General features: G+C 71.8%; 25 protein-coding genes and 2 rRNA genes. 10 read left to right on the forward strand and 17 right to left on the reverse strand.

All coding sequences use genetic code 11. From position 1 onward, the window contains the following. Nucleotides 1-5 precede the first annotated feature (5 nt). The 4 genes from recN to DP939_RS17945 all read right to left on the reverse strand — a co-directional run bounded on the left by recN (nucleotide 6) and on the right by DP939_RS17945 (nucleotide 3,768). Complete coding sequence (recN, locus tag DP939_RS17930) at nucleotides 6-1,718, reverse strand: DNA repair protein RecN (protein ID WP_113981828.1); 1,713 nt, start codon at nucleotides 1,716-1,718, stop codon at nucleotides 6-8. 129 nt (nucleotides 1,719-1,847) lie between these two features. Next, complete coding sequence (locus DP939_RS17935) at nucleotides 1,848-2,756, reverse strand: NAD kinase (RefSeq protein WP_113981829.1); 909 nt, start codon at nucleotides 2,754-2,756, stop codon at nucleotides 1,848-1,850. After that, on the reverse strand, nucleotides 2,756-3,577 hold the full coding sequence (locus tag DP939_RS17940) for a TlyA family RNA methyltransferase (RefSeq protein ID WP_113981830.1): 822 nt from the start codon (nucleotides 3,575-3,577) through the stop codon (nucleotides 2,756-2,758). The genes DP939_RS17935 and DP939_RS17940 overlap by 1 nt, the downstream gene beginning before the upstream one ends. Then, the gene (locus DP939_RS17945; RefSeq protein WP_113981831.1) at nucleotides 3,574-3,768 is read right to left on the reverse strand and encodes a hypothetical protein; all 195 of its coding nucleotides are present in this window, start codon (nucleotides 3,766-3,768) and stop codon (nucleotides 3,574-3,576) included. Before DP939_RS17945 ends, DP939_RS17940 begins: the two co-directional genes overlap by 4 nt. Before the next feature lie 199 nt (nucleotides 3,769-3,967). On the opposite strand from DP939_RS17945, the gene DP939_RS17950 reads away from it, so the two are divergent. Further along, nucleotides 3,968-4,324, forward strand: a complete 357-nt coding sequence (locus tag DP939_RS17950) for an SCP2 sterol-binding domain-containing protein (RefSeq protein WP_113981832.1) — start codon at nucleotides 3,968-3,970, stop codon at nucleotides 4,322-4,324. Nucleotides 4,325-4,353: 29 nt separating this feature from the next. Here the strand turns inward: DP939_RS17950 and DP939_RS17955 are convergent, their stop codons facing one another. Continuing rightward, on the reverse strand, nucleotides 4,354-5,358 hold the full coding sequence (locus tag DP939_RS17955; RefSeq protein ID WP_199565226.1) for an HAD-IIA family hydrolase: 1,005 nt from the start codon (nucleotides 5,356-5,358) through the stop codon (nucleotides 4,354-4,356). A 53-nt stretch (nucleotides 5,359-5,411) separates the two neighbouring features. Further along, nucleotides 5,412-5,846 carry a tetratricopeptide repeat protein gene (locus DP939_RS17960; protein ID WP_113981833.1) on the reverse strand — a complete coding sequence of 145 codons (435 nt, stop codon included), beginning with the start codon at nucleotides 5,844-5,846 and terminating at the stop codon, nucleotides 5,412-5,414. 124 nt (nucleotides 5,847-5,970) lie between these two features. Here DP939_RS17960 and DP939_RS17965 point away from each other — a divergent pair, with 124 nt between their 5' ends. After that, nucleotides 5,971-7,278, forward strand: a complete 1,308-nt coding sequence (locus DP939_RS17965) for a DUF1015 family protein (RefSeq protein ID WP_225878318.1) — start codon at nucleotides 5,971-5,973, stop codon at nucleotides 7,276-7,278. A gap of 158 nt (nucleotides 7,279-7,436) precedes the next feature. After that, nucleotides 7,437-8,243, forward strand: coding sequence for an SDR family NAD(P)-dependent oxidoreductase (locus DP939_RS17970; protein WP_113981835.1), 807 nt, complete (start codon nucleotides 7,437-7,439; stop codon nucleotides 8,241-8,243). A 9-nt stretch (nucleotides 8,244-8,252) separates the two neighbouring features. On the opposite strand, the gene DP939_RS17975 is transcribed toward DP939_RS17970, so the two are convergent. The 5 genes from DP939_RS17975 to DP939_RS17995 are packed head-to-tail and all read right to left on the reverse strand — an operon-like array spanning nucleotide 8,253 to nucleotide 12,403. Next, complete coding sequence (locus DP939_RS17975; protein WP_113981836.1) at nucleotides 8,253-8,459, reverse strand: hypothetical protein; 207 nt, start codon at nucleotides 8,457-8,459, stop codon at nucleotides 8,253-8,255. Then, nucleotides 8,456-9,721, reverse strand: coding sequence for an FAD-dependent oxidoreductase (locus DP939_RS17980; RefSeq protein WP_225878319.1), 1,266 nt, complete (start codon nucleotides 9,719-9,721; stop codon nucleotides 8,456-8,458). Before DP939_RS17980 ends, DP939_RS17975 begins: the two co-directional genes overlap by 4 nt. Continuing rightward, nucleotides 9,712-10,407, reverse strand: coding sequence for a maleylpyruvate isomerase family mycothiol-dependent enzyme (locus tag DP939_RS17985; protein ID WP_113981837.1), 696 nt, complete (start codon nucleotides 10,405-10,407; stop codon nucleotides 9,712-9,714). Before DP939_RS17985 ends, DP939_RS17980 begins: the two co-directional genes overlap by 10 nt. Continuing rightward, nucleotides 10,407-11,249: a fumarylacetoacetate hydrolase family protein gene (locus DP939_RS17990; RefSeq protein WP_113981838.1), complete on the reverse strand. Its 843-nt coding sequence runs from the start codon at nucleotides 11,247-11,249 to the stop codon at nucleotides 10,407-10,409. The genes DP939_RS17985 and DP939_RS17990 overlap by 1 nt, the downstream gene beginning before the upstream one ends. Beyond that, nucleotides 11,246-12,403 (reverse strand): cupin domain-containing protein, encoded by a 1,158-nt coding sequence (locus DP939_RS17995; protein ID WP_113981839.1) that lies wholly within the window; start codon nucleotides 12,401-12,403, stop codon nucleotides 11,246-11,248. Before DP939_RS17995 ends, DP939_RS17990 begins: the two co-directional genes overlap by 4 nt. A 65-nt stretch (nucleotides 12,404-12,468) precedes the next feature. Between DP939_RS17995 and DP939_RS18000 the strand changes: the two genes are divergently transcribed. After that, entirely contained in the window at nucleotides 12,469-13,248 is a 780-nt protein-coding gene (locus DP939_RS18000) for an IclR family transcriptional regulator (RefSeq protein ID WP_113981840.1), read from the forward strand. A gap of 29 nt (nucleotides 13,249-13,277) precedes the next feature. Here DP939_RS18000 and DP939_RS18005 read toward each other — a convergent pair whose 3' ends face one another. After that, complete coding sequence (locus DP939_RS18005) at nucleotides 13,278-13,922, reverse strand: TetR/AcrR family transcriptional regulator (RefSeq protein WP_113981841.1); 645 nt, start codon at nucleotides 13,920-13,922, stop codon at nucleotides 13,278-13,280. A 164-nt stretch (nucleotides 13,923-14,086) separates the two neighbouring features. On the opposite strand from DP939_RS18005, the gene DP939_RS18010 reads away from it, so the two are divergent. From DP939_RS18010 to DP939_RS18025, 4 genes are all read left to right on the forward strand, one after another. Further along, nucleotides 14,087-15,631, forward strand: a complete 1,545-nt coding sequence (locus DP939_RS18010; RefSeq protein ID WP_113981842.1) for a bifunctional 3-(3-hydroxy-phenyl)propionate/3-hydroxycinnamic acid hydroxylase — start codon at nucleotides 14,087-14,089, stop codon at nucleotides 15,629-15,631. Nucleotides 15,632-15,690: 59 nt separating this feature from the next. After that, nucleotides 15,691-16,626: a VOC family protein gene (locus DP939_RS18015; RefSeq protein ID WP_113981843.1), complete on the forward strand. Its 936-nt coding sequence runs from the start codon at nucleotides 15,691-15,693 to the stop codon at nucleotides 16,624-16,626. Next, nucleotides 16,623-17,468 carry an alpha/beta fold hydrolase gene (locus DP939_RS18020; RefSeq protein WP_113981844.1) on the forward strand — a complete coding sequence of 282 codons (846 nt, stop codon included), beginning with the start codon at nucleotides 16,623-16,625 and terminating at the stop codon, nucleotides 17,466-17,468. Before DP939_RS18015 ends, DP939_RS18020 begins: the two co-directional genes overlap by 4 nt. A gap of 481 nt (nucleotides 17,469-17,949) precedes the next feature. Next, nucleotides 17,950-19,407 (forward strand): UDP-N-acetylmuramoyl-tripeptide--D-alanyl-D-alanine ligase, encoded by a 1,458-nt coding sequence (locus tag DP939_RS18025; protein WP_318656290.1) that lies wholly within the window; start codon nucleotides 17,950-17,952, stop codon nucleotides 19,405-19,407. A gap of 251 nt (nucleotides 19,408-19,658) precedes the next feature. On the opposite strand, the gene DP939_RS18030 is transcribed toward DP939_RS18025, so the two are convergent. Then, nucleotides 19,659-20,213, reverse strand: coding sequence for a single-stranded DNA-binding protein (locus DP939_RS18030; RefSeq protein WP_113981846.1), 555 nt, complete (start codon nucleotides 20,211-20,213; stop codon nucleotides 19,659-19,661). A 113-nt stretch (nucleotides 20,214-20,326) separates the two neighbouring features. On the opposite strand from DP939_RS18030, the gene DP939_RS18035 reads away from it, so the two are divergent. Beyond that, nucleotides 20,327-21,253, forward strand: a complete 927-nt coding sequence (locus tag DP939_RS18035) for an MBL fold metallo-hydrolase (RefSeq protein WP_225878320.1) — start codon at nucleotides 20,327-20,329, stop codon at nucleotides 21,251-21,253. A 66-nt stretch (nucleotides 21,254-21,319) separates the two neighbouring features. Here the strand turns inward: DP939_RS18035 and DP939_RS18040 are convergent, their stop codons facing one another. Next, nucleotides 21,320-22,444 (reverse strand): hypothetical protein, encoded by a 1,125-nt coding sequence (locus tag DP939_RS18040; RefSeq protein WP_199565227.1) that lies wholly within the window; start codon nucleotides 22,442-22,444, stop codon nucleotides 21,320-21,322. Here DP939_RS18040 and DP939_RS47005 point away from each other — a divergent pair. Next, the gene (locus tag DP939_RS47005) at nucleotides 22,349-23,575 is read left to right on the forward strand and encodes a hypothetical protein (protein ID WP_199565228.1); all 1,227 of its coding nucleotides are present in this window, start codon (nucleotides 22,349-22,351) and stop codon (nucleotides 23,573-23,575) included. The genes DP939_RS18040 and DP939_RS47005 overlap by 96 nt on opposite strands. A 383-nt stretch (nucleotides 23,576-23,958) precedes the next feature. Here DP939_RS47005 and DP939_RS18045 read toward each other — a convergent pair whose 3' ends face one another. The 3 genes from DP939_RS18045 to DP939_RS18055 all read right to left on the reverse strand — a co-directional run. Beyond that, a complete protein-coding gene (locus tag DP939_RS18045; RefSeq protein WP_158578603.1) occupies nucleotides 23,959-24,420 on the reverse strand; it encodes a PH domain-containing protein in 462 nt (153 codons plus the stop codon). Nucleotides 24,421-24,527: 107 nt separating this feature from the next. Beyond that, a 5S ribosomal RNA gene (gene rrf, locus DP939_RS18050) occupies nucleotides 24,528-24,644 on the reverse strand. A 135-nt stretch (nucleotides 24,645-24,779) separates the two neighbouring features. Beyond that, a 23S ribosomal RNA gene (locus tag DP939_RS18055) occupies nucleotides 24,780-25,020 on the reverse strand; the annotation flags it as partial.

The raw sequence follows: 25,020 nt of genomic DNA on the forward strand, positions 1-25,020 counted from the left end.
CCGCGTCATGCGCGATCGGCGGCGGCGATCGCGAGGAGCTCTTCGGCGTGCGCCCGGCCCAGCTCGGAGTCCTCCAGCCCGGCGAGCATCCGGGACAGCTCCTTGACCCGGCCCTCGTGATCGAGGGTGACCACGCCGCTGCGGACCACGCTGCCGTCGCTCGCCTTCTCCACCACCAGGTGCTGGTCGGCGAACGCGGCCACCTGCGGCAGGTGGGTCACCACGATGACCTGCGCGGTACGGGCCAGGGTGGCCAGCCTGCGGCCGATCTCGACCGCCGCCTTGCCGCCCACCCCCGCGTCGACCTCGTCGAAGACGAACGTGGGCACCGGGTCGGCGCCCGCGAAGACCACCTCGATGGCCAGCATCACCCGGCTCAGCTCGCCGCCCGAGGCGCCCTTGCCGAGCGGCAGCGGCGGCGCGGCGGGGTGCGCCGACAGCCGCAGCTCCACCTCGTCGCGCCCGTGCGGGGCGAAGTCGGCGGCCTGGGAGAGCTGTACGACGACCCGGGCGTGCGGCATCGCGAGGGCGGCCAGCTCTTTGGTCACCGCCTCGCCGAAGCGCTGCGCGGCGACGGTGCGCACCCGCGTCAGATCGTCCGCCTGGGCGGTGAGCCGGTCGGTCAGCTCGTCGTACTCGCGGGTCAGCTCCTCGATGCGGTCGTCGTCGCCGTCCAGCTCGGCCACCCTCGCCGCGGCGCGGGCGGCCCATTCGAGCACGGCCGCGGCGTCCTCGCCGTACTTGCGGGTCAGCCCCGCGAGCTGGGCTCTGCGCTCCTGCACGGCGGCCAGCCGCAGTGGGTCGGCGTCGACCGACTCGGCGTAGGCGGCCAGCTCGGTCGCCACGTCGGAGACCAGGTATCCGGCCTCCGCGAGCCGGTCGCCCAGCCCGCCGAGGGCGGGGTCGAAGTCGCGTACCGCCTCGACCGCGGCGCGGGCCGCGCCGAGCAGCGAGATGGCGTCCTGGGCGGACTCCGCGGCGCTCATCGGGTCGCCGAGCAGCGCGCCGTGCGCCGTGGTGGCGGCGGTGCGCAGCGCGTCGGAGTGGGACAGCCGCTCCTCTTCCTCGCGCAGCTCGGTGTCCTCGCCGGCCTTGGGATCGACCTTCTCGATCTCCTCCAGGCCGAACCTGAGCACGTCGGCCTCCTGGGCGCGCTCGCGCGCCTTGGTGGTCAGCTCGGCGAGCCGACCGGCGACCTTCCGGTGGCGGTCATAGGTCTGCTCATAAGCGCGCAGCGGCTTCACCAGCTCCTCGCCCGCGTAGCGGTCGAGGGCGGCGCGCTGCCTGGCGGGCTGGAGCAGCCGCTGCTGGTCCATCTGGCCGTGTACGGCCACGAGGTCGTCGGCGAGGTAGGTGAGCGTGCCGACGGGCACCGTGCGCCCGCCCAGCCAGGCGCGGCTGCGGCCCTCGGCCGAGACCGTGCGGGCGATGATGAGCTGCCCGTCGTCGACCTCGCCCCCGGCGTCCTCCACCTGCTGGGCGACCCGGCCGCGCGGCTCGACCAGCAGGGTGCCCTCGACCCTGGCGCGATCGGCGCCCGGCCGCACCCGCGAGGGGTCGGCGCGCCCGCCGAACAGCAGGCCGAGCCCGGTCACCACCATGGTCTTGCCCGCGCCGGTCTCGCCCGTCACGACGGTGAAGCCCGGCGAAAGCTCCAGGACGGCCTCGTCGATCACGCCGAGACCGCCGATACGGACCTCCTCGACCCTTGGTCGCACTGGTCCCTCCCGTCACATACCAGCCACCGAACGCGTGTGCGGCGCGTGCCAGACGATCCTACGCGCTTCCGGCCCCGCGGAACCTGAACGCGGGCGTCACAGCACGCGCACCCTCGGTGTTCCGGGTGGTCAAAACCCCCGTGTACGGCCACGCCAGCCCTGAACGGGCAGGTCGAACTTGGCCACCAGACGGTCGGTGAAGGGGGCTCCGGTGTCGTTGATCCCGTGCAGGCGGGCGAGGCGCACCGGTACGTCGGCACGCCGTACCTCGACACGCGCGCCGGAGGGCAGGTCGAAGCGGCGGCGTCCGTCGCACCACAGCACGCCGCCCGGCGTGTTGGGGAGGATCTCCACGGCCAGCGAGGCGCGCGGCGAGACCACCAGGGGCCGGGCGAACAGGGCGTGCGCGCTGATCGGCACCAGCAGCAGGGCCTCCACCTCCGGCCAGACCACGGGACCTCCGGCGGAGAAGGCGTAGGCGGTGGAGCCGGTGGGGGTCGCGCAGATGACGCCGTCGCAGCCGTAGCGGGACAGCGGCCTGCCGTCGATCTCGGTGACGACCTCCAGCATGCGGTCCCGCTTTTCCACGGTGGCCTCGTTGAGCGCCCAGGTCTCGGCGATGACCTCGCCGTTGAGCCGGGCGACCACCTCAAGGGTGAGCCGTTCCTCCACGTCGTACCGGCCGCGCACGACGCTGTCCACGGCGTCGGCCAGGTCGTCGGCCTCGGTCTCGGCCAGGAATCCGACATGGCCGAGGTTGACCCCGAGCAGCGGGGCGCCGCTGGGCCTGGCCATCTCGGCGGCGCGCAGGATCGTGCCGTCGCCGCCCAGCACGATGATCATCTCGGCGTCGTCGGCGGCGGCCCCGGTGGCCGGGACGACCTCCACGCCCGGGCAGGCCACGCTCTCCGCCTCAGAGTCCAGGACGCGTACGTGCATCCCCGCCGTGACCAGCCTGTCGATCACGAGCCGGGCCGCGTCGATCGCGGCCTCGCGCCCGGTGTGGGTCGTGATCAGGATGGTTCGCTTGGTCGTCACTACCGTGGCCCTTCCGCCACCGCCCGCTCGATCTCCGCCGCGAGGTCGGGGACGGGCGGCGCCCCCTCTCCCTTGCCCAGCCACAGCAGATATTCGACGTTGCCCGACGGGCCCGGCAGCGGGCTCGCCGTCACCCCGCGCACCACCAGGCCCAGGGCGCGCGCGGCGTCCGCCGCGTCCTGTACGGCCTGCACGCGCAGCGCGGGATCGCGTACCACGCCTCCCGCGCCCACCCGGTCCTTGCCCACCTCGAACTGCGGCTTGACCAGCATGACGAAGTCGGTGGCCGGGGCGGCGCAGGCGTGCAGCGCGGGCAGCACCAGGCGCAGTGAGATGAACGACAGATCGCCCACCACCAGCGTCGGCGGCTCGCCCACGTCGCCGGGGGCCAGGTCCCTGACGTTGACGCGCTCCATGACCGTCACCCGGTCGTCGGTGCGCAGGGACCAGGCGAGCTGGCCGTACCCGACGTCCACCGCGACGACGTGCGCGGCGCCCTCGCGCAGCAGGACGTCGGTGAAGCCGCCGGTCGAGGCGCCCGCGTCCAGGCAGCGGCGGCCCCGTACGGACAGCCCGAGCGGGCCGAACGCGGCGAGCGCGCCGAGCAGTTTGTGCGCGCCGCGCGAGACGTAGTCGGGGCCGCCCTCGGCCTGCTCGGCGACGACGATCGGGGCGGCGGTGTCGACCTGGCTGGCGGCCTTGGCGGCCAGCTGACCGCCGACGCTGACCCGCCGGTCGGCGATGAGCCTGCCCGCGTGCTCACGCGAGCGCGCCAGCCCCCGGCGCACCAGCTCGCTGTCGAGCCGGACCCGTCTGCTCACCCGCGACCCCGCTCGTGCGCGTGCTCCGGCGCGGACTCCGCCCCGTCGGCGGAGGCCAGCGCGCGTTCGAGGCCGGCGTGGATCTCCTCGAACACCGCGACATGCTCGCCGACGGGCAGTGCGGCGAGCCGGTCCAGCCCGGCCAGCGCCTCTTCGGCCGCGCCGCCGGTCCGCTGCGGCAGATCCGTCATTCGCCCCCTCCGGGAAGGTCGTACGATCGCGCGTGTGCGCCGCTGCCCCGACCGTATCCGACGGCCACCGCCACCTGGCGCGCCAACCTGGCGTTGCCGCGCCCACGAGCGGCGGATTTGCCGTAGTAGTTGATTGGAACGCTACCGTCCCTAGGTAAGGACGGTTTCGGACGGTCCTTGCGAGAAGGGAACGCGATCTATGGCGACCGTCGAGGAGTGCCGGGCGGCGCTGCGCAAGCTCGCCGAGCAGTTCGACGAAGTCGATGAGGAGACCAAGGCCAAGCACGTGGTCGAGCGGTCGGTGAGCTGTCACGTGCCCGACCTCGGCACGACCTTCTACGGCCGCATCCATCACGGCGGGCTGGAGTCCCTCGACGACCAGGGCGGCGCGGGCGGCGAGCCGGCCCGCCAGGCCGACATCCGCCTCACGATCCGCAGCGACGACCTGGTCTCGCTGGTGGACGGAGAGCTGGACATGGCCCGTGCCCTGCTCGGCGGCAGGGTCAAGGTGGAGGCGAGCATCGGCGACCTGTTCCGCCTGCGCCGCCTCCTCTGAGCACCCGCCGCACACCGCTTTTCATGGACTCAGTGGCCCAGGGCGGCGAGGGCCGGTTTCACCGAGTCCGCGCTCAGGCCGCCGTCGCCCGCGGCCTGCCAGGCGGCCTCGGCGGCCGCGCGGAGCCCGTCCACGGCGTCGCCGGAGCCCGACAGGTGCAGCCGGTCCGATTCCCAGTGGGCGTGCCAGCCCGCGCAGGACCAGCCGCGCCCGCCGTCCGCCCGCCGCACCTGCGGGTAGGGCAGGTGCAGCGCCGACAGGTCGGCGGCGATGTAGGTGGGGCGGTGCGCGGGTACGGCGGTGAGCACGTCGAGCGGGGTGGCGACCCCCGTCAGCACCAGCAGGCTGTCCACGCCCGCGTTGGCGGCGCCCTCGATGTCGGTGTCCAGGCGGTCGCCCACGACCAGCGGGCGGCGGGCCCCGGAACGGATCATGGACTCGCGGTGCATCGGGGGCAGCGGCTTGCCCGCGACGATGGGCTCGACGCCGGTGGCGGTGGCGATCACCCGGGACATCGCGCCGTTGCCCGGCATCTCGCCGCGGCCCGACGGCATCGTGGCGTCGGAGTTGGAGGCGACGAACAGCGCGCCCCGCCGTACGGCGAGCGCCCCCTCGGCGAGCAGGCCGTAGGACATGCCGGGCGAATAGCCCTGCACGACCGCGACGGGGTCGTCCGCGGCCGTGCTCACCGGGCGCAGGCCGCGGTCGCGTACCGCCTGGCGCAGCCCCATGCCGCCCACCACGAGCACCGCCGCCCCCGGCTCCACCCGCTCGGCGATGAGCCGGGCGGCGGCCTGGGCGGAGGTGACCAGGTCCGCGGCCTCGGCGGGGATGCCCAGCGCGGTGAGGTGTTCGGCGATGGCGCCGGGGGTGCGTGAGGCGTTGTTGGTGGCGTACGCCAGCCGTACGCCCGCCGCCTTCGCCGCCGCCAGCGCCTCCGCGGCCTTCGGCACGGGCCTGGGCCCCAGGTAGACCACACCGTCAAGATCCAGCAGCAGCGTGTCGTAGCCCTCGACCAGAGCGGATGTCAGCACGGTCGCAGATCCTACGCGCCGCTGGACGGGTCTCGCGGTGGCCCTGGCGTCGTTCACATGGCCTCACGGGCGCGCAGGGTCGCGCGGACGTTCTTCAGCGCCGTCACGTAGTCCTTGTGGTCGGGGCGCATCGCCACGGCGATGGCCAGGGGCTCATGGGCCGCCTCCATGTCGCCGGTCCGCCACAGGGCGAGGCCCAGGCCGAAGTAGGCGTAGTCCTCGGTGGGGTTGGCGTCGACGATGGAGCGGAAGCTGTCCGCGGCCTTCTCGTACTGCCGGGAGTTGAACTGGGCGCGGGCCAGCCCCTCGCGGACGCTGCGGGAGCCGGGCTCGGCCTCGGCCGCCCTTTCGAGCAGCGCCGCCGCGGCGGCCGGGCTGCCCTCGCGGAGCAGCTTCATCCCGCGCTGGAACCACTCGTAGACGCCTCCGCCGGGGGCACCCTGGGTCGGCTCGCGGGCCTCATCCGGAGTGTTCCTGCCTTCCACCATTCGTCATCCCTTCCCCATGGGCACGGACAAGACCACTGGCAGCGTGTTCGCGGGCAGGTGCCGGGGCGGGAAGAGCCGCATCCGGGCTCTGGACGATTCAGAACTCTGTGGGAGCATGCCCGATATGGCGAATCCTGAACTGCCGGTGCCTGAAGGGCTGGTCCTGCGCCCGTTCCGAGGTGTGCGCTTTTCCGCCGGGCCCCCCGGCGGCGCGAAGGGCGTCGGGGAGACGGCCAAGGTCACCTCTCCGCCATACGATCTGATCTCCGACGACGATGTCCGCGAGTTGCTTGCCGTACATCCCAACAACGTGGTGCGGCTGATCCTTCCCGGCGCGGACCGCCACGACTACGCGCGGGCGCGTGACACGCTGCGCGACTGGCTCGACGCCGGTGTGCTCGCGCTGGACGGCGAGCCCGCGGTGTACGTCCACGAGCAGGCGGCGGGCGGGCACGTCCTGCAGCGCGGGCTGATCGGCGCGGTCGCCCTGGCCGACCCGGAGCAGCGGATCATCCTGCCACACGAGCACGTAATGCCCGGCCCGGTGGCCGACCGGCTGGCGCTGATGCGCGTCACCGAGGCCAACCTGGAGCCCATCTTCCTGGTCTACGACGGCGGCGGGCCCGCCACGCACCTGGTGGACGACATCGCCACCACGCGCGCCCCGCTGGTGCAGGCGGACACCGCCGACGGGCTGCGGCACCGGCTGTGGGCGGTGACCGACCCGGCCGAACTGGCCGTGATCGCCAAGGATCTGCGCCCCCGCCAGGCCCTGATCGCCGACGGGCACCACCGCTACGCCACCTACCGGGCGCTGCAGGCCGAACGCCGGGCGCAGGCCGCCACGCCCGAGGAGGCGGCCGGTCCGTGGGACCACGGGCTCGCCCTCATCGTGGACGCCAGCGTCTACCCGCCCGACCTCAACCCTATCCACCGGGTCATCCCCGGCCTGCCGCTGGCGCAGGCGGTCAGCCGGGCCAAGGGCGCGTGCCAGGTGCACGAGTACGCCGACCTCGCGGCCGGGCTGGCCGCGCTGGCGGCGGCCGATGAGCCCGCGTACCTGCTCGCGGGCGAGGGCACGGCCTGCCACCTGCTCACCGGGCCCGACCCGTTGCAGCTCAGGCACGCCATGCCCGCCACGCGGTCGGCCCGGTGGGCGGGGCTGAACACCTCGATCCTGGCGGAGTTCCTGCTGCCGAAGGTGTGGGGGCTGAGCGACGACGAGCAGGCCGTGCGCATCGTGCACCACGACGCGCAGGCCGCGGTACGCCAGGCCCGCGACACCGGCGGCACCGCGGTGATCCTCAATCCCCTGTCGCTGGACCAGGTGCTCGCGGTCGCGGCGGGGGGCGAACGGGTGCCGCGCAAGTCCACCTCGTTCGGGCCCAAGCCGCGGACGGGCCTGGTGATGCGCACCTTCGACGGCGGCTGACCTTCGCAAGCCAGGACGGAAAACCGCTGGAATTGCCGGTCTCGTGAGCACCGGTGGCCGATCCGGCGGCCGGAATACCTTCGGGTGACGCGGACGGCCCGTCACGGGGCCGGGCCGCGTCCTTGTGGCAATCCTTGTGGCAACGAAGGGAAACCGTCATGGACATGCGACTCAAGGGCCGCGTCGCCGTGGTCACCGGCGCGTCGAAGGGGATCGGGCTGGCCGTGACCCACGCGCTGCTCGCGGAGGGCGCGAAGGTGGTCGCCGCCTCCCGTACGGCCGGGCCGGAGCTGTCCGCCCTGGCCCGGCCGGACCTGGTGCACGAGGGCGTCGATCTGATGGACCCCGAGGCTCCCGCCCGGACCGTGGCGCGCGCCGTGCAGGAGTTCGGCGGCCTGGACATCCTGGTGAACAACGCGGGCGGGCGGCCGCCCGGAGTGGACCTGCCGCGTGGCTCGTTCTTCGACGCGAGCGATGACGAGTGGCGGGCGATGTTCGAGTTCAACCTCTTCTCGGCGGTGCGGGCGGCACGGGCGGCCATCCCGCACATGCTGAGCCGGGGCGGCGGCTCGATCGTCAACGTCTCTTCGGCCAACGCGCGGCAGCCCTCCCAGATGAACGTGGACTACGGGGCGGCGAAGGCCGCGATGAGCAACCTCACCAAGGCGCTGTCGGAGGAGTTCGGGCCGCAGGGCATCCGGGTCAACACCGTCTCCCCCGGCCCGGTGCTGACCCCCTGGTGGACCGAGCCGGGCGGCGCCGCCGACCGGATCGCCGGACTGACGGGGGCCGACCGTGCCGCCGTCCTGGACAAGATCGTCCCCGAGTCCATGGGCCTGACCACGGGTCGCCTGGCCGGGCCCGAGGAGATCGCCGACGTGGTGGTGCTGCTGGCCTCCCCGCGCTCGGCGAGCACCACCGGCGCGGAGTTCACCGTGGACTCGGGTTTCGTCAAGGCCGTGTGACCCCCTCCGTCAGGGGTGGAAGGTGTCGAAACGGTTCGCGGGTAGTTCGTTCAGCCAGGCGTGGGTGACGCCGGTCCAGCCGATGCGCACGACGTCGGCCTTGCCGTCGCCGTCCATGCCGGCGAACTGGGCGTCCTTGGCCGTGATCAGGGCCCGGTCGGCGCGCTTGTCACCGTTGATGTCGGCGTACCGGATCTCCCGGAGGAAGTCGCTCACGGGCGATCCGCGGAGTCCAGCGGGATCGGTGAGAACATCGGCGGCTCCTCCTGCGGGGTCAGCGCCGTGGGCCCGTAGATCCAGTCGATGAACGAGTAGTCATAGGTGTCGCGGGCGCGCAGGAGCGTGTTGCGCCGGTGGCGGGCGATGCCGTCCAGGTGCCACAGTTCGCCCCAGGCGCGGGCCGTGGTCACGACGCGGCGGCAGTGTTCGGGGCGGACGGCCTCGTAGGCGGCGAGGGCGCCCCGCCAGTCGATCGTGCCGTCCGCGGCCCGGTGCGCGGCGGCCTGCCTGGCGAGCACCCAGCCGTCCTCGATGGCCATGATCGCGCCCTGCGCCATGTACTGGAGCGGCGGGTGGGCGGCGTCGCCGAGCAGCGCGATGTCGCCGTCGACCCACGTCATGATGGGGTCGCGGTCGAACATCCGCCACGACCGGTCGCGCCACATCAGCGGGATGCCGGTCCGGACCTCCCGGCAGGTCCCGGCGAAGGCGTCGTCGAGTTCGTCGGGTGTGCCCCAGTCCTCCTCGCCGGCGAGGGCCCTGGGTGACCGGAAGACCGCGACCTGGTTGAGCATCTCGCCGCCGCGCAGCCCGTACCGGACGAAGTGGCAGCCCGGGCCCACGTGGACCGAGACCTCGCTGAGATCCACGTCCCGGCCGGCCTGTTCGATCGGTACGGCGGCGCGGTAGGCGACGTAAGAGGAGCTGACCGGCTCGTCGCCGGACAGGAGCCCGCGGGCGACGGAGCGCAGGCCGTCGGCGGCGATGACGATCCGGGCCTGGTCGGTGCGGCCGTCCGCCAGCCGTACCCGCGCACCGGGCGCGAGGTTCTCATATCCGACGACCCTCGCGTCGGTGACCAGATCGACGCCCGCGCGGCGGCAGGCGCGCAGGAAGATGGCGTGCAGGTCGCTGCGGTGGATGACCATGTAGGGAAAGCCGTATCTGCGTTCCAGGTCGGTCAGATCCAGGCGGGTCAGCTCCGCGCCGTCCACGGCGTCGCGCATCACCATGCTCTTCGGCAGCACGCCGAGGCTCCCGGCCTCGTCGAGCAGGCCGTACTCGCGCAGGATCCGGGTGCAGTTGGGGGCGATCTGAAGGCCCGCGCCGACCTCGCCGAACTCGCGGGCCTGCTCCAGCACGCGCACCCGTACGCCCTCGCGGGCCAGCGCGAAGGCGGCGCTCAGGCCGCCGATGCCGCCGCCGACGACCAGCACGTCCATGTCGCTCTTCCCCATGTCGTACGCGTTCACAGCCATGCCGGCAGTTCCGGGGCCGTGGTCAGGGCGTGCGGGCGGCCGGCGAGGTACGCCGCGACCTCCGCGAGCGGGCCGGTGACCCGGGTGGCGACGCCGTGGCCGGGCAGTTCCCAGCGGTCGCCGGTGTCGGCGGCGGCGAGCACGACCGCGGGCCCCGAAGCGTCGCCGCGCCTGACCACGATGTCGTCGGCGAGGGCCACCAGGAAGCCGATGGGCAGGTCGGCGAAGGTGACATCGGCGGCGAGGTCCACGGCGTGCACGCAGACCTCGCGCGAACGCAGCCACACGATCTCGGTCGCCGGGACCGTACGGCCCTGGGCGGTGACCACCATGGCGTTCCACTGCGCGGGGCCGAGGCCCGCGGTCCCGGCCGCGAGCCGGTCCGCGGACTCGCACAGCCAGGCGGCCAGTTCGGCGGCGGGCTTCCCGGCACCGGCCACGATGTCGGCGGCGCGCTGCCCGGCCGAGGAGTACATCGGGGTCTCCTCGCCGGTCGCGGCCCAGCGGACCAGGTTGCCCAGCGCGTCGGCGTTCGCCGCCACGTGCGCCACCAGGTGCTTGCGGGTCCAGCCGGGGAGCGAGGACGGGGCGCGGTACTGTTCCTCGCCCCATCCGGCGACGGCCCCGGAGAACAGCCGGGTGCCCGCCGCGCTCCAGACGAGCGCGTCCTCGAACGTGCGGCGCATCAGGAGGCACGCTCCCCGGCCACGGTGTTCTCCAGCCGCCCCACGCCCTGGATCTCGGCGACGACGCGCTCGCCGCCGGTCAGGTAGCGCCTGGGGTCGCGCGCGTGGCCGACGCCGCCGGGGGTGCCGGTGGCGATGATGTCGCCGGGGTTGAGCCGCACCACGGTCGAGACGTACTCCACCAGCGCGACCGGGTCGAAGAGCAGATCGCCGGTGTTGTCGCGCTGCATGACCTCGCCGTCCACGCTGAGCGCGACCTCAAGCCGCGGGCGCACGCCGCCGGGCAGTTCGTCCGGCGTGACGACGTACGGCCCGACCGGTGTGGAGGAGTCCCACATCTTGCCCTGGAGCCATTCGCGGGTGCGGAACTGCCAGTCCCGGCAGGTGATGTCGTTGAGCACGGTGAACCCGGCGATCGCGGCCTCCGCCGCGCGGCCCCTGGCCCGGCGGACCGGCGCGCCGATCACCGCGGCCAGCTCCACCTCCCAGTCGAACTCCTCGGTCTCGGCGGGGCGGGCGATCTCGTCGGCCGCGCCGATGAGGCTGTCGGCGAACTTCGCGAACAAGGTGGGGTGCCGCGGAAGATCGCGGCCCATCTCCTGGATGTGGTTCTTGTAGTTGAGTCCCACGCAGACGATCTTCGAAGGGCGCGGGACGACCGGCGCGAAGTCCGCGCCCTCGGCGGGATAGGCCCTGGTCGTGTCCGCGGCCGCGGCCCGCGCGGCCCAGTCGCCCCCGGCCAGGAATTCGCCCAGGTCGGCCGCGCCGAGGTCGATCAGCCGGTCGCCGTCGAGCCGCACCGCACGGGTCGAGCCGCCGACGCGGAGGGTGGCGAGCTTCATCCGGTGGTCCCTTCGGTACGGGTGCGGTCGAGCCGCAGGGCCTCGAAGATCGGGGAGTCGCTGAACCGGAACAGGTCCAGCGCGCCTGCGTCGGAGTCGGTGGAACCGGCCTCGGACCGGGCGGAGAAGGATTCCCAGGAGGGCACGACGAACAGGTCGCCGCGGGTGACCGACCAGGTCCGCTCGCCGACGGTGATCGTTCCGGAGCCGTCGAAGACCTGGTAGACCGACGATCCCGTCGTACGGATCGGGGCGGTCTCCGCGCCGCGGGCGACGCGGTGCGACTCGACCCGGATCGTGGGCAGAACATCGCCGCCGGTGGCCGGGTCGGTGTAGCGGACGGCGGCGTGGCCGGGCTCGACGGTGCCGCCGAAGCCCTCCGATTCAAGGGCGAGCTGGTCGGCCAGGGCGCGGTCGGTGAACTCCCACTTGTAGGACAGCAGCGGGGTGCCAGGGGCGAGTTCGCCGGCCGACAGTGGACGCAGCCCGGGGTGGGCCCACAGCCGCTCGGAGCGGGAGCGCTCGGGCGTGATCCGCTCAGCGTCGCCGATCTCGTCGCGGCCCGGCTCGAAGAACTGCGCCTCCGAGGTGTACTGGAACGGGATGTCGAGGCCGTCGATCCAGGCCATCGGCCGGTCGGTCGCGTTGTGGTGGGCGTGCCAGTTCCAGCCGGCCTGCGGCAGGAAGTCGCCGCGGCGCATCGGCACGGCGTCGCCGTTCACGACCGTCCACACGCCCTCGCCCTCGACGACGAAGCGGAAGGCGTGCTGGGTGTGCCGGTGCTCGGGGGCGTCCTCGCCGGGCATCAGGTACTGGATCGCGGCCCACAGCGTGGGCGTCGCGAACGGACGGCCCCCCAAACCCGGATTGGCCAGGGCGATCGCCCGCCGTTCCCCGCCACGGCCGACCGGGACGATGTCTCCGGCCCGCTCGGCGAGCCCGCGCAGGCTCTCCCAGCGCCACAGGTGCGGTACGGCGCGCGAACGCGGATGGACCGGCATCAGGTCGCCGATCTCCGTCCACAGCGGCACCAGCAGCTCCCGCTCGAAGCCGCGGTAGAGCTCTTCCAGCGCGGGGGTGACGTCCGGCTGGCCCGGCGCGTCGGTCGCCCGGAGCCGTACCGGGGAATCCGGCCTGGTCACATGGGTGGTCATGGGGGTAATGTCGCACTGTCACGCTCTGCGGAACAGCTAATTCTGCTGTGCGGAATCGAAGGGTCATGGACAAGCCGCTGAAGAACCCGCCGACCTACATGATCAACAGTGTCGACCACGCGTTGCGGATCGCCACGATGCTCCAGATGGAGGGCGAGCTGACCGTCTCCGAGGTCGCCGGGCGGCTGGGCGTGGCCCGTTCGACCGCGCATCGGCTGCTCACGATGCTGGTGTACCGGGACTTCGCGGTCCAGGACGATCGGCGCCGCTACCGGGCGGGTCCGGTCCTGGAGCTCGCCGCGCACTCGCCCTCGGCCGCGTCCCGGCTGCGGACGACGGCCCTGCCGTACATGCGCCGGCTGGCCGGCGTGCTGGACGAGTCCATCCACCTGGCGGTCCGCACGGCGGACACCGTCCGGTTCATCGCCGGCGCGGAGTGCGCGCAGAGCCTCCGGGTGACCTCCCGTGAGGGCATGGTGTTCCCGGCCCACCGCACCACGGCCGGACTGCTGCTGCTGGCCGAGCTGACCGACGAGGAGCTCGCGGCGGTCTATCCGGCCGAACGGTACGCCGACCGCCCCGCCGACCGGCCCGATCTCGCGCGGCTGCGGTCCGAGCTGGCCCTGGTGCGCCGCAACGGTTTCGTGCTGAACCAGGACCGCTCGGAGCGCGGTGTGACGGCGCTCGGCGTGCCGCTCCGCGCGCCCGGCGGGGAGGCCCTCGCCGGGCTGTCGGTGTCGATGCCGAGCGGACGCTACGACCCGCACCGGTTGTACTCGCTGGCGGACGCCCTGTCCCGGGCCGCGCTCGCCATCGCGGCCGATCTCGCCCCGGACTCCCACTGAGACCGGACCTTCGCGTCCGCGCGGCGGGCTCAGCGTCCGGCGATCAGCGCCTCGCCCAGCGTCGCGATGGCGTCGGTCAGCTCCGCCATCAGCTCCGCCATCGGCTTGCCGTCCTTGGACTGGAGTGCGACGAACGCGCCGTCGAACCCGGCCATGCCGAAGTGCGCGAGCGCGCCGGCGACCCGGTCGGCGGCCTCCTCGCCCGCGCTCAGGAACGACGAGCGGATCATGTGCCGCATGTAGTCGCGCCCCTCGTCGCGGACCGCGATCACGGTGCGCAGCGCCTCCGGGGCCTCGGCGGCCTCGTGGCTCATCACCAGCACCAGCAGCAGGCGCAGGAACTCCTCCCGGTGCACGAAGATCTCGCCGGTCTTCTGCAGGTACCACCCCAGGCGCTCACGGGGGCCGCCGTGCTCGGGCGGGTCGCGGTGCGCCTCGCGCATGGCCTCGAAGAAGTTCTGCGCGCCCTGGGCCATCACGGCCGACAGCAGGCCCGCCTTGGACTCGAAGTGGTGGTAGAAGGAGCTCTTCGGCAGGCCGGTCTCCTTGACCAGCGTCGACATCGACGTGCCCGCGTAGCCGCGTACGGCCATCACCCGGGCGGCCGAGTCGAGGATCTCCTGCCGTGACCGGCGGCCACGCCGGTTCCCCTGGCTCCCTTGCGACTTTTCCACCTGCCGCAGTCTAGAGAGCCGCCGGTACCGGCAGGCTGCGAGGTCGTCATCGGCCGGCCCTTGACACGGCGCGGCGGCCCCTTGTTACCCTCTCACGATTGAACCGACCGTTCGGTCCAAAAGCGTCGCGCCGAAAATGCGCGACCAGACAACGGAGCCAGCGCATGACCGAGAGCCACGACGCGGACGTCGCGATCGTCGGATACGGACCGACCGGCGTGATCGCCGCACTCACCCTCGCGAGGTACGGCGTGTCCGCCGTCGCTCTCGAACGCGAGCAGGACATCCATCCCCGGGCGCGGGCCGTGACCGTCAACGACTGGACGATGCGGATCTTCCAGGACCTCGGCATCGACGAGCGGATCGAGAGGAAGATCGACCCCCAGCGGGCCCTGCGCTGGGTGACCTACGACGGCACGGAGATCATGCGGGTCGAGCATCCCCCCTCGACGCTGGGCCGCAGGCCGCGCTTCTACAACATCTACCAGCCGACGATGGAGGCCGAACTGCGCGAGGCCGCGCGGGAGTACGGCGACCGCGTCACCGTCCGCTACGGCGTCGAGGTCACCGGGATCGAGCAGGACGCCGACGGCGTCACCGTCACCGCGACGCACACCCCGACCGGCGAGACCCGCACCGTCCGCGCCCGCTACGCGATCGGCGCGGACGGGGGCAGCAGCACCACCCGGCCCGTGGTGGGCTGCCGCCTGCTGGGCGACACCAACGACGTGACCTGGGTGGTCATCGACTGCAAGGTCAAGCGCTGGTGGCCCGACCGCGATCTCCTCACCTTCTGGTCGGACAAGCAGCGCCCGGTCGTGGACATCGCGCTGTCCGCGGGCAACCACAGGTGGGAGATCCCGCTCAAGCCGGACGAGTCCCCCGCCGACTACCCGACGAGCGCCGAGGTGTGGCCGCTGCTCAGGGCGCTCGGCGTCACCGAGCGGGACGTCGAGATCCACCAGTACGCCTTCTACCGGCACCACACCCGGATGGCCGACACCTGGCGCAGGGGACGGGTGTTCCTGGCCGGCGACGCGGCCCACCTGATGCCGCCGTGGGCGGGGGCCGGGATGCAGACCGGCATGCGCGACGCCCACAACCTGGGCTGGAAGCTCGCCCGCGTGATCACCGGCGAACTCCCGGAAAGCTGGCTGGACACCTACGAGGCCGAGCGTCGGCCCAGCGCCGCCTTCTACACGAACCTCGCGGTACAGCTCGGCCGGGTCATCCAGCAGGAGCTGTCCGAGGAGGAGCGGGCCGCGATGAACGCGGTGCCGCAGGGCACGGTCACCCCGTTCGAGCCGCCGCTCATCGCCCCGCCGGTGCTCGAAGGCGGATGGATCAGAGGCCCGCTGGGCGACGCCAGCATAGTCGGCCGCATGATCCCGCAGCCGATCGCGGGCGACACCGTCGGCCGGATGGCACGCCTGGACGACCTGCTCGGCAACGGCTTCGTGCTGCTCGGCGCGGATGTCGATCCGGCGACGCTGCTGACCGCGGGCGAGAAGCGGGCCTGGGACGCGCTCGGCGCCCGGTACGTCGCGGTGCGGCCGAAGACCGCGTACACGCAGGGGCCGGACGACCTCGTCGATCTCGATGACGTGATCCTGCCGTGGCTGGCCAGGTACGGGGTGCGTGCCGTGGCGCTCCGTCCCGACAAGTTCGTGGCCGCGTCCGATGTCGGCGGCCTGGCCGTACCCGCCTGAAAGCCCCGGCCGCACGCGCCGGAAAGCCACGCACGCGCCTGAAAGCAAGGAGGGAAAGCATGTCGAAAGTCAAGGAACTGGGTTACGTCGTCTACGAGGTCGGCGACCTGCCCGACTGGGAGCACTTCGGCGTCGAGCTGCTGGGCATGCAGATCGGCGAGCGGACCGGCGACGGGTTCACCCTGCGCACCGACGAGAAGGCGCACCGCTGGATCATCACCGGGGGCCCCGCCGACGACCTCGTGGCCACCGGTTACGAGGTGGCGGACGACGCCGCGCTCGACGAACTGGTCGGCAGGCTGCGGGATGCCGGGATCGAGGTCACCGAGGGCGGCGACGCCCTCGCCGCCGCCCGCAAGGTGGAGCGGATATTCACCACCGCGGACCCGATGGGCAACCGGGTCGAACTGGTCACCGGCCTGGCCGACGCCGCCACGCCGTTCCGGTCGGCGAAGCTGCTCGGCGGGTTCGTGACCGGCGCGGGCGGCGCGGGCCACCAGGTCCTCCTGGCGCACGGCGTCTCCCGGGAGACCTACCTGGGCTTCTACATCGACCTGCTCGGCTTCAAGGTCAGCGACATCATCATCGAGGAGCTGTCCCCGGGCGTGGTCGCCGACCTGATCTTCCTGCACTGCAACGGCCGCCATCACACCGTGGCCTTCGGCGACCTGCCCTCGCCGAAGAGCTCCCACCACTTCATGGTGGAGGTCACCGACATCCGCGACGTCGGCATGGCCTACGACCGGTGCCTGGACGCCAAGCAGCCGTTCGAGATGACGCTCGGCATGCACCCGAACGACCACATGTTCAGCTTCTACGTCCGCACGCCCTCCGGCTTCAGCGTCGAGTACGGCTGGGGCGGGCTGATCATCGACGATGAGACATGGGAGGTGAAGACGCTGGACAAGCTGAACAGCTGGGGCCACCGCCCCCCGGAGGTCGTCGCCGGACTGTACGCCGCCGCGCTCACGCCCCACGAGGAGGCCGCCCGATGACCTTCGACGCCACCGACATCGCGCGCACCGTACAGACCGCGAACTGGAAACTGCGCTACTACGAGGCGGGCGCCGGCCATCCGCTCGTCCTGCTGCACGGCAGCGGGCCGGGCGCCACCGGGTGGAGCAACTTCGCCGGCAACATCGAGGCGCTGGCCGCGCGCTTCCACGTGTACGCCGTGGACATGCCCGGGTGGGGCGACTCGGACCCCGCGACCGTCGATCGCCTCGACCACGTGGCGGCGGCGATCGAGTTCCTGGACGCCGTCGGCATCGAGCGGGCCGCGTTCGTCGGCAACTCGATGGGCGGCCAGACCTCCCTGCGGCTGGCCACCGAGCACCCCGGCCGCATCTCGCACCTGGTCACCATGGGCCCGCCGGTCGGCCGGACGCCGACGCTCTTCGGCCCAGGCGACGGCCCGTCGGAGGGCCTGAAGGTGCTCGTGCAGGCGTACCGCGACCCGAGCCCCGCGAACATGCGCAGGCTCGTCGAGATCATGGTCTACGACAAGGCCCGCTTCGCCACCCCGGAGCTGTGCCAGGCCCGCTCCGACGCGGCCCTGGCCCGTCCTGAGCATCTGCGCAACTACGTGGAGGGACTGCCCAAGGGCGCACCGCTCCCGAAGTGGGTCAGAACAGACCTGCTGCCGTCCATCCAGGTGCCGACCCTCCTCATCCACGGCCGTGACGACCGCGTCGTCTCGTACGAGACCTCGCTGTACCTGCTGGCGAACATCCCGGACAGCCGCCTGGTCCTGCTCAACCGCTGCGGCCACTGGGCGATGATCGAACATGCCGACGAGTTCAACCGCCTGGTCACCGACTTCGTCGCGAACAACTGACCCATGCGGCTGCGGCCCCGACGGGGCTTTGGAGTGAGTGAGAGAGCATCTTCACGGGCCGGAACTCTGACGGGCTCATCGCCGCCGATTCCTCGTCGCCTCCAAAGCCCTCAAGGACGCACTTGCCGCTGCCCGCCGGTCCCGGCCTGTCAAAGCCGGCCGGCTGCGGCCCAATCGCGAGCGGGACCGTCGCCTGTACTGCTGGACGCCGTAAGGCGGCCACAGGCGCTGATCCAGGCTGGTGAAGGAGACCTTCCCAGCCTGGAAGGGCCTGGCCGGACTGGACGAGCACCAGGTCCGCCGCCTCACCTGATGGCCCCGCCGGCCATGCTCGCGCGCGCCTTCGTCGCCGTGCCCGCGCCGATGGACACGCCCGCCATCTCGCCCCGCGTGCTCACGATGCAGCCCACCGGCTCCGTTGGTCCGCCTGCCAACGGCGTCTGGGCGCGACGCGCCCACAGGGCTCTGAACAGCGAAAACCGTGAACGAACCGATCCTGCGGGCTAGATTCGGCCATGGACCACTGAGGGGGGACAGGGTCATGCTGCCGATGAGTCTGGCCAGGGTCGCGGAGATCGTCGCGGGGAAGCTCCATGAGATCCCTGACCCTGCCGTGATGGTGGCCGGGCCCATGATCGTGGATTCCCGTTGTGCGGTTCCCGGCAGCTTGTTCGCCGCCTTCCGTGGAGAGCGTGCCGATGGCCACGACTATGCCGTGGCGGCCGTGGAATCGGGTGCGGCGGCGGTACTCGTCTCTCGGCCCGTGCCTGCTCCCGCGATCGTCGTCGACGACGTGCAGGCGGCTTTGGACGCGCTGACCTGCTGGACGGCGCGTGCCATACCGGGGGTCACCCGGATCGGGATCACCGGCTCCTGCGGCAAGACCTCCACCAAGGACCTTCTCGGGCAGATCCTGGACCGCCTGGGACCCACCGTGGCCACGCAGGGCTCGCAGAACAACGAGATCGGCGTACCGCTGACGGTGTTGAGCGCGACACCGGCCACCCGCTACCTGGTGCTGGAGATGGGCGCCCGCGGCATCGGACATCTGACGCACCTGACCCGGATGGTGCCCTTGGACGTCGCCGTCGTATTGAACGTCGGCACCGCACACGCCGGGGAGTTCGGCAGCCGGCAGGCCACCGCCCAGGCCAAAGGCGAACTCGTCGAGGCCCTGCACGCTGACGGCGCAGCCGTACTCAATGCTGATGATCCGCTGGTCGCGGCGATGGAATCGCGGAGCGCCGCTCCAGTGGTGTGGTACGGCCGCGGCTCGTCCGCGCAGGTCCGCGCGACCGATGTCCGCCTGATGGGTGGTCGGCCGCGGTTCGAGCTGCACACCCCTGAAGGCAGAGCGACGGTGGAACTTCCGCTGGTGGGCGAGCATCACGTCTCCAATGCGCTGGCCGCCGCCGCGGCCGCATTCCGGCTGGGCATGCCCACCCGGCAGATCGCCGAAGCGTTGAGCACCGCGGTAGCCACCAGCGGAAGCCGGATGCAGGTGCATGAACGCCCCGATGGGGTGACCATCGTCGATGACGCCTACAACGCCAACCCCGACTCCATGGCCGCGGCGCTCCAGGCTCTTGTGTCCATGGCCGCAGGCCGCCGTACCGTCGCGGTGCTCGGCGACATGCGGGAACTCGGTGCCGAGTCGGCCGGACAGCACCGAGCCATGGGCGAACTGGCCGCCCGGCTTGGGGTGGACATCGTGGTGGGCGTCGGAGCCTGGGAGGCCGCCGCGATCGTCGCCGGTGCCGCCGACGCAGGCACGACGGCCCACCTGGTCGATGGACAACGGGCCGCACTCGGGCTGTTGTCCCAGTTCGTACAAGAGGGCGACGTGGTGCTGGTGAAAGCCTCTCACGGAGCCGCGCTGGACGCCCTCGCCCGGGACCTGACAGCGATACCGCCCACGGACGGAGCGGTCAATCAGTAATCATCACGCGACCACGACCGACCACAGCTCCCGGAGGTTGCCGATGATCGCACCGCCACCATCGCCGCAGGCGCCGGGGAAGGCCAAGCGCCTGCGCCCGAATCCATTGTGACCAAGGCGATCTACCCAGATCGCTCCCATAAAGGGCGGATCAGGCGTCGTCCAGGCGGACACACCGCTAGAGCCCATCAGTGCCTCTTGAGGGCGGGGACTTGGCACTCCGCCCGCACCCCGTCTTCATAAGAGGGTGGTCAGGATAACGATGGTCGCTCACGGCGATCCGCCTCCTTTTCTCGCGCCCCTTTGGTCCCGCTTCGGCGGGTAGGCCCGCCTTGTGGAGCGCTGGGCGGTCGTGGTTTGGGGATGGTGGGGCGGGCCGAGCTTGGTCGTGGGGCTGGTTGGGGGTCGGTGGGCGTGGCTGTGGGGGGTGAGCCCTCGAAGGTGACGGTGACCGTGCGTTCGAGGACGCGGACGGACTCGGCGAGGATCGAGTGGACGCTCGCCCTGCCGTACGCCGTCGTGAAGAAACGACGACGCAAGGTGCCTCGGACCTCGATGACGTCTCGTGGCCGGAGGTCGGCCACCGACCTGCCGAGCGGGCCGTCGAAGGTCATGCACTCGAAGGTCTCGGTGACGAACTCGCGTGTACGGCCCGGCCGCCGCACGGTCAGCTTCCAGGTGGTGAGCGTGTCGCCGCTGGGCAGCGGTTTCACGCCCGGCACTCCGGAAAGTCGGCCGGACAGGACGACCTCGTTGCGATCGATCTTGCGGTCGTTGCCGTGGTCGCGGTCCGTGGTGTCTTCCATGATGGGCCTCCTCGCAGTTTGTGAGCCGAGACCACTCTCTACGATGTGAGGTGCGACGCATTCGCCCGAACGCCGTTCTGGGGATAACGCCGCTCCTGCGACGAGGGGGGCCTGTGGACAACATCACCGCGCTCGGCGGAGACGTGTACGAGATCGACACACGGATGGCCGGCTACTCGGGAATCACCGCCGGCTACCTCATCCTCGGAGACAAACCCTGTCTCGTGGAGACCGGGACATCGACCTCCGCGCCCATCGTGCGCGACGCGCTGGCCGCGCTCGGCGTCGGCCCCGACGACCTGGCCACCGTGGTCGTCACGCACATCCACCTCGACCACGCGGGCGGGGTCGGCGATATCGCCCGGTTCTTCCCCTCCGCCGAAGTCGTCGTCCATGAGAAGGGCGCGCGGCACCTGGCCGACCCCACCCGGCTGATGGCCAGCGCCAAGATGGTGTGGGGCGACCGGCTCGACACGCTGTTCGGCGAGCTCGCGCCGACCGAGGCGTCGAGGATCAGGGCCCTTGGCGACACCGGCGCCATCGACCTCGGCGCCGGGCGTACCTTGAGCAGCCACTACTCCCCCGGCCACGCCAAGCACCACGTGGGCCTGATCGACTCGGCGACCGGTGACCTGTACGTCGGCGATGCCGCCGGGGTCTATCTGCCCGAGACCGGCGACCTGCGGCCCGCCACGCCGCCACCCGACTTCGACCTGCGCACGGCGCTCGACTCCATCGCGCTCTTCAGCGATCTCCAGCCGCAGCGGCTGCTGTTCAGCCACTACGGCCCCGTGGACGATGTCGCCACGACGCTGGAACGATCGGCCGAAGAACTACGGGTATGGGTTGATCTGACCAAGCAGGCGCACACCGCCGGAATGGACCTGGACCACGCGGTCGCCATGGTCAGGGACCGGACGCGCGAGCGCTATGCCGCGCTGCGCGCCGATCCCGAGATCGCCGAGCAGTTCGAACTGCTCAGTGGCGCTCCCTCGAACGTCGCCGGAATCCTGCACTGGCTGGGCAAGGAGAACCTCTGAGCGCACCGCCGCGTACCACCATCGGCAGGGGTGGTACGCGGCGCGCGCGAACAGCCAGGTAGAGCGTCAGGCGTCCCGCTTGCCCTGCTCGTCGCCGGGGCCGCGGTCAGGCCCGCCCTCGCCACGCGCTTCCTCATCCGACTCGTCGACGTCGGACTCGTCATCATCAGCGTCGTCATCGGCGTCTTCATCGGCCAGGTCGCCGAAGTCCGGCGCGATGAAGGCGGGCACCGCCGGAGCCTCCACCTCGACCTTCCGCTCGGCCGCGACGTCGCTCTTCTCCGTGTCCGTCGCGTGCCCGGGCACGTCCTCGAAGCCGCCCGGGGGCTCGGCCGGGAAGGGGGCCGACTCGGCCGGTGGCGCCTGCTCCTCGAAGTCGAGCTCGTCCAGATCGTCTTCGTCCTCGATCTGCCGGTCGAGGGTCGCCAGGTCGTCGATCTCTTCGTCCTCGGCCTGCTCGACGCCTTCGGCGGACTCGGCCTCCAGCGCGTCCGCATCGACGCCCTCTTCGATGTCCTCGATGTCCGCGATGCTCTCGCCGGTGAGTTCGGAGTAGCGGGCCGCCGCGTCGGTCTCCCCGGCGTCGTCGAAGCCCATCGCGCGCCCGAACCAGTCGGCCGCCGCGGCCTCGTGCCCGGCCTCGGCCAGGGCGTCCGCGTACGCGAAGGCCAGCCGGGCCGACCACGGGTGCGGCCGGGGGTCGCGAAGCTCGGGCAGGCGCTGGAGGGTCACCAGGGCGGCGTCGTGCTGGCCGAGATCGCGGCGCGCGCCCGACTCCACGATGGTCAGCTCGATGCGCCCGGCCCGGTCCAGACGTTCGGCCTCACGTGAACGCACCAGGTCCAGCGCGCGTTCCGGACGGCCGAGGCCGCGCTCGCAGTCAGCCATGATCGGAAGATACTCATCCGATCCGGTCATCCTGCGCGCCGCACGCAGATCGCCCAGCGCCTCCGAGAACTGCCCGGCACGGTACGCCGTCACTCCCGCCGCCTCGCGTACCACGCCGATCCTGGCCGCGAACCGCCGCGCGACCTTGGCGTGCTCGTACGCCCGCTCCGGATCGTCGTCACCCAGCGCACGCTCGGCGGCGACCAGGTGGCGAGCGATCAGGTCGGCGAGGTCACCGGGCAGCGAGCCGAGTTCCTCACGGAGCTCGCTGTCGAGCTCGTCGGCCGTGATGTCGGGCGCCACCTCGGGCAGTTCCTCGCGCTCGCGAGGGGCGTCGTCCTCGCGCCCGCCGTACCTGGCGCGGGTCGGCCGGTCGGATGCGTCCTGGCCCGGCCCGCGGTCATCACGCTCGTACGGGCGACGGTCGTCGCGCTGGTAGGAAGGGCGGTCATCGCGCTGGTAGGGGCGGCGTTCCCGATCGCCGTAGCCACCGCCTCCCGGACGGCCCTCCCGGCGGAACGGCGGGCGGTCGGAGCCCCGGTCGTTCCAGTCGCGCCGGGGGGCGCGGTCACCACGGTCGCCGCCACGGTCATCGCGGCGTCCACCGAACCCGCGCCGGGCCTCGTCCCGGTCGCGGTACCGGTCGCGGCGGTCGTCGTCCCTGCCACCGCCACCGTAGGGGCGGGGCGTGCGGTCGTCACGACGTTCGTACGGCCTGCGCTCACGGTCGCCGTAGGAGGAGCCTCCGCTCCGCTCGGGACGGTCACGATAGGGCCGATCGCCCCGATCGTCACGGTTCCAGCTCCGGCCGTCGCGCTCGCCCGCCCGGTACGGACGCCCTTCGCGGCTGCCACGGTCGCCGCGGTCATCCCGGTACGGCCGGCCCTCGCGGCCCGGAGCCCGGTCATCGCGACGGAACGGACGGTCGCCACCACTCCGCCCGCCACGATCATCCCGCTGGAACGGGCGATCCCCGCCACGCCGCTCACCACGGTCATCGCGGCGGAACGGGCGATCCCCGCCACGCCCTTCACCACGGTCGTCACGCCGGAAGGGCCGGTCGCGGCCACCAGTCCGCCCACCACGATCGTCGCGCTGGAACGGGCGATCCCCGCCGCGGCGCTCACCACGGTCATCGCGACGGTAGGGGCGGTCGCCGCCGTCGCGGAAGCCTCCACCGCCCCTGCGGTCGTCCCGGTCGCCTCGTCCGCCGGGGCCACGGCGCTCGCCATAACCCCCTTCGCCACGGCCGCGCTCGAACGGACGCCCGCCGCGGTCATCGGGACGCCTCTCGAAGCGCCCCCCGCCGTATCCTCCGCGCCGCTCACCAGGGCGCGAGTCGCGATCCTGCGATCGGTCACCGCCGCGGCCACGGTCCCGGTCGCCTTCCCGGCCCCAACCTCGGTCACGGTCCCGGTCACGCGGCGCATATGAGCGTCCTTCGCCGCCTTCGCGCCGGTCATGCCTTTCGCGGCGTTCGCCGTATCGGGGCCCGTCCCCCGGCATGCCTCGGTCTCCGCGGTAACCACCACCGCGCACCGGCCTCTCGTCGCCGGCATCCGGACCGCGCTGCCCGCCTTCTCCGCGCCGGCCCGCGTCATCACGTCCTTGGTCTCTGTTCACTTCTGTATGTCCATTTCATTGGCTCGATCAGCGAGCCGGCCGCGGGCGCGTACCGCTCTTCCGCAATTGGTCGCCCGCCTAATGGTCCGACGCGACAAGGGCCACCCGCGGTGGGGTGGCCCGGCACTTCCAGCCTAGCAAGCCGGGGAACCCTCCCGGCCATCCTCGACAACCTCACATACCTCCGCGAGCTTTCAGCTCTCGGCACGGTCTGGCTGAGCACTGTCCCGGGCGGCGGATTTCAGTGAACGAAGGTCTGCGGCGACAGTGGTGCAGGAGACACCGAGCTGGGCGGAGGTGAGAACGAAAAGGGTCTCTCCGGTGTCGATCTCCAAGTGCTCCCAGCGCCTGCCGTACCTGTGCCGAACGTCCACGGCGATCCGCTCCACGGCTTCCCACGGCACCCGCTGCCGACCGGCGAACCAGCGCGCCACCACGACCCCCTCGGGATCGGCCGAAAGCCGTACGGGGACGAGGAGGTCGCGTGCGACGAGCACGGCGAGCACGAGTGCGGTGATACCGCAGAGGATAATGGCTCGCCGGTCGTCGAGATTCAGCACGATGAGAGCGATGGCCGGCAAGAGTCCCAACGCCTTGAGCACGACGAAATCTCGCCTGACCCGCCACTCCAGCGATGTTCCCAGGGGTTCGCTCACGTCTCGTACGTTACCTCGCCGCAGGGCAAAACGAAGAGGGCCTTGCTGTAGAAGAACGGGTGATAAAAACCCGTACCCCTACAGCAAGGCCCTCATATTCAATATTTGTGCGGCAGCGACCTACTCTCCCACACCGTCCCCAGTGCAGTACCATCAGCGCAGGCAGGCTTAACTTCCGGGTTCGGAATGTAACCGGGTGTCTCCCCACCGCCATAACCACCGCAACACCATGAAACCACCAACCGGCGCAGACCCACCCCCCAAAAGAGGCAGACCGCAGCCTGGTTGCAGTCTCAGAATCACACAGTGAACGCGAGCACCACACACGCAACAGCATTAAACACACAAACGTGTTTGTTGTGGTCAAGTCCTCGGCCTATTAGTACCAGTCAGCTCCACGCCTCACAACGCTTCCACCACCAGCCTATCAACCCGGTCATCCACCGGGAGCCTTACCCCACCAAAATGGGAGGGAGACCTCATCTCAAGGCAAGCTTCCCGCTTAGATGCCTTCAGCGGTTATCCTTCCCGAACGTAGCCAACCAGCCATGCACCTGGCGATACAACTGGCACACCAGAGGTTCGTCCGTCCCGGTCCTC

It is taken from the genome of Spongiactinospora rosea (assembly GCF_003315795.1).
Taxonomy (GTDB): domain Bacteria; phylum Actinomycetota; class Actinomycetes; order Streptosporangiales; family Streptosporangiaceae; genus Spongiactinospora; species Spongiactinospora rosea.

Excerpts from the sequence above, each read along its gene's own strand:
- DP939_RS17945 (WP_113981831.1), bottom strand. The coding sequence starts at position 3,768 with ATGACGGATCTGCCGCAGCGGACCGGCGGCGCGGCCGAAGAGGCGCTG.
- DP939_RS17950 (WP_113981832.1), top strand. The coding sequence starts at position 3,968 with ATGGCGACCGTCGAGGAGTGCCGGGCGGCGCTGCGCAAGCTCGCCGAG.
- DP939_RS17960 (WP_113981833.1), bottom strand. The coding sequence starts at position 5,846 with ATGGTGGAAGGCAGGAACACTCCGGATGAGGCCCGCGAGCCGACCCAG.
- DP939_RS17965 (WP_225878318.1), top strand. The coding sequence starts at position 5,971 with ATGGCGAATCCTGAACTGCCGGTGCCTGAAGGGCTGGTCCTGCGCCCG.
- DP939_RS17970 (WP_113981835.1), top strand. The coding sequence starts at position 7,437 with ATGGACATGCGACTCAAGGGCCGCGTCGCCGTGGTCACCGGCGCGTCG.
- DP939_RS17980 (WP_225878319.1), bottom strand. The coding sequence starts at position 9,721 with ATGGCTGTGAACGCGTACGACATGGGGAAGAGCGACATGGACGTGCTG.
- DP939_RS17985 (WP_113981837.1), bottom strand. The coding sequence starts at position 10,407 with ATGCGCCGCACGTTCGAGGACGCGCTCGTCTGGAGCGCGGCGGGCACC.
- DP939_RS17990 (WP_113981838.1), bottom strand. The coding sequence starts at position 11,249 with ATGAAGCTCGCCACCCTCCGCGTCGGCGGCTCGACCCGTGCGGTGCGG.
- DP939_RS17995 (WP_113981839.1), bottom strand. The coding sequence starts at position 12,403 with ATGACCACCCATGTGACCAGGCCGGATTCCCCGGTACGGCTCCGGGCG.
- DP939_RS18000 (WP_113981840.1), top strand. The coding sequence starts at position 12,469 with ATGGACAAGCCGCTGAAGAACCCGCCGACCTACATGATCAACAGTGTC.
- DP939_RS18010 (WP_113981842.1), top strand. The coding sequence starts at position 14,087 with ATGACCGAGAGCCACGACGCGGACGTCGCGATCGTCGGATACGGACCG.
- DP939_RS18015 (WP_113981843.1), top strand. The coding sequence starts at position 15,691 with ATGTCGAAAGTCAAGGAACTGGGTTACGTCGTCTACGAGGTCGGCGAC.
- DP939_RS18020 (WP_113981844.1), top strand. The coding sequence starts at position 16,623 with ATGACCTTCGACGCCACCGACATCGCGCGCACCGTACAGACCGCGAAC.
- DP939_RS18030 (WP_113981846.1), bottom strand. The coding sequence starts at position 20,213 with ATGGAAGACACCACGGACCGCGACCACGGCAACGACCGCAAGATCGAT.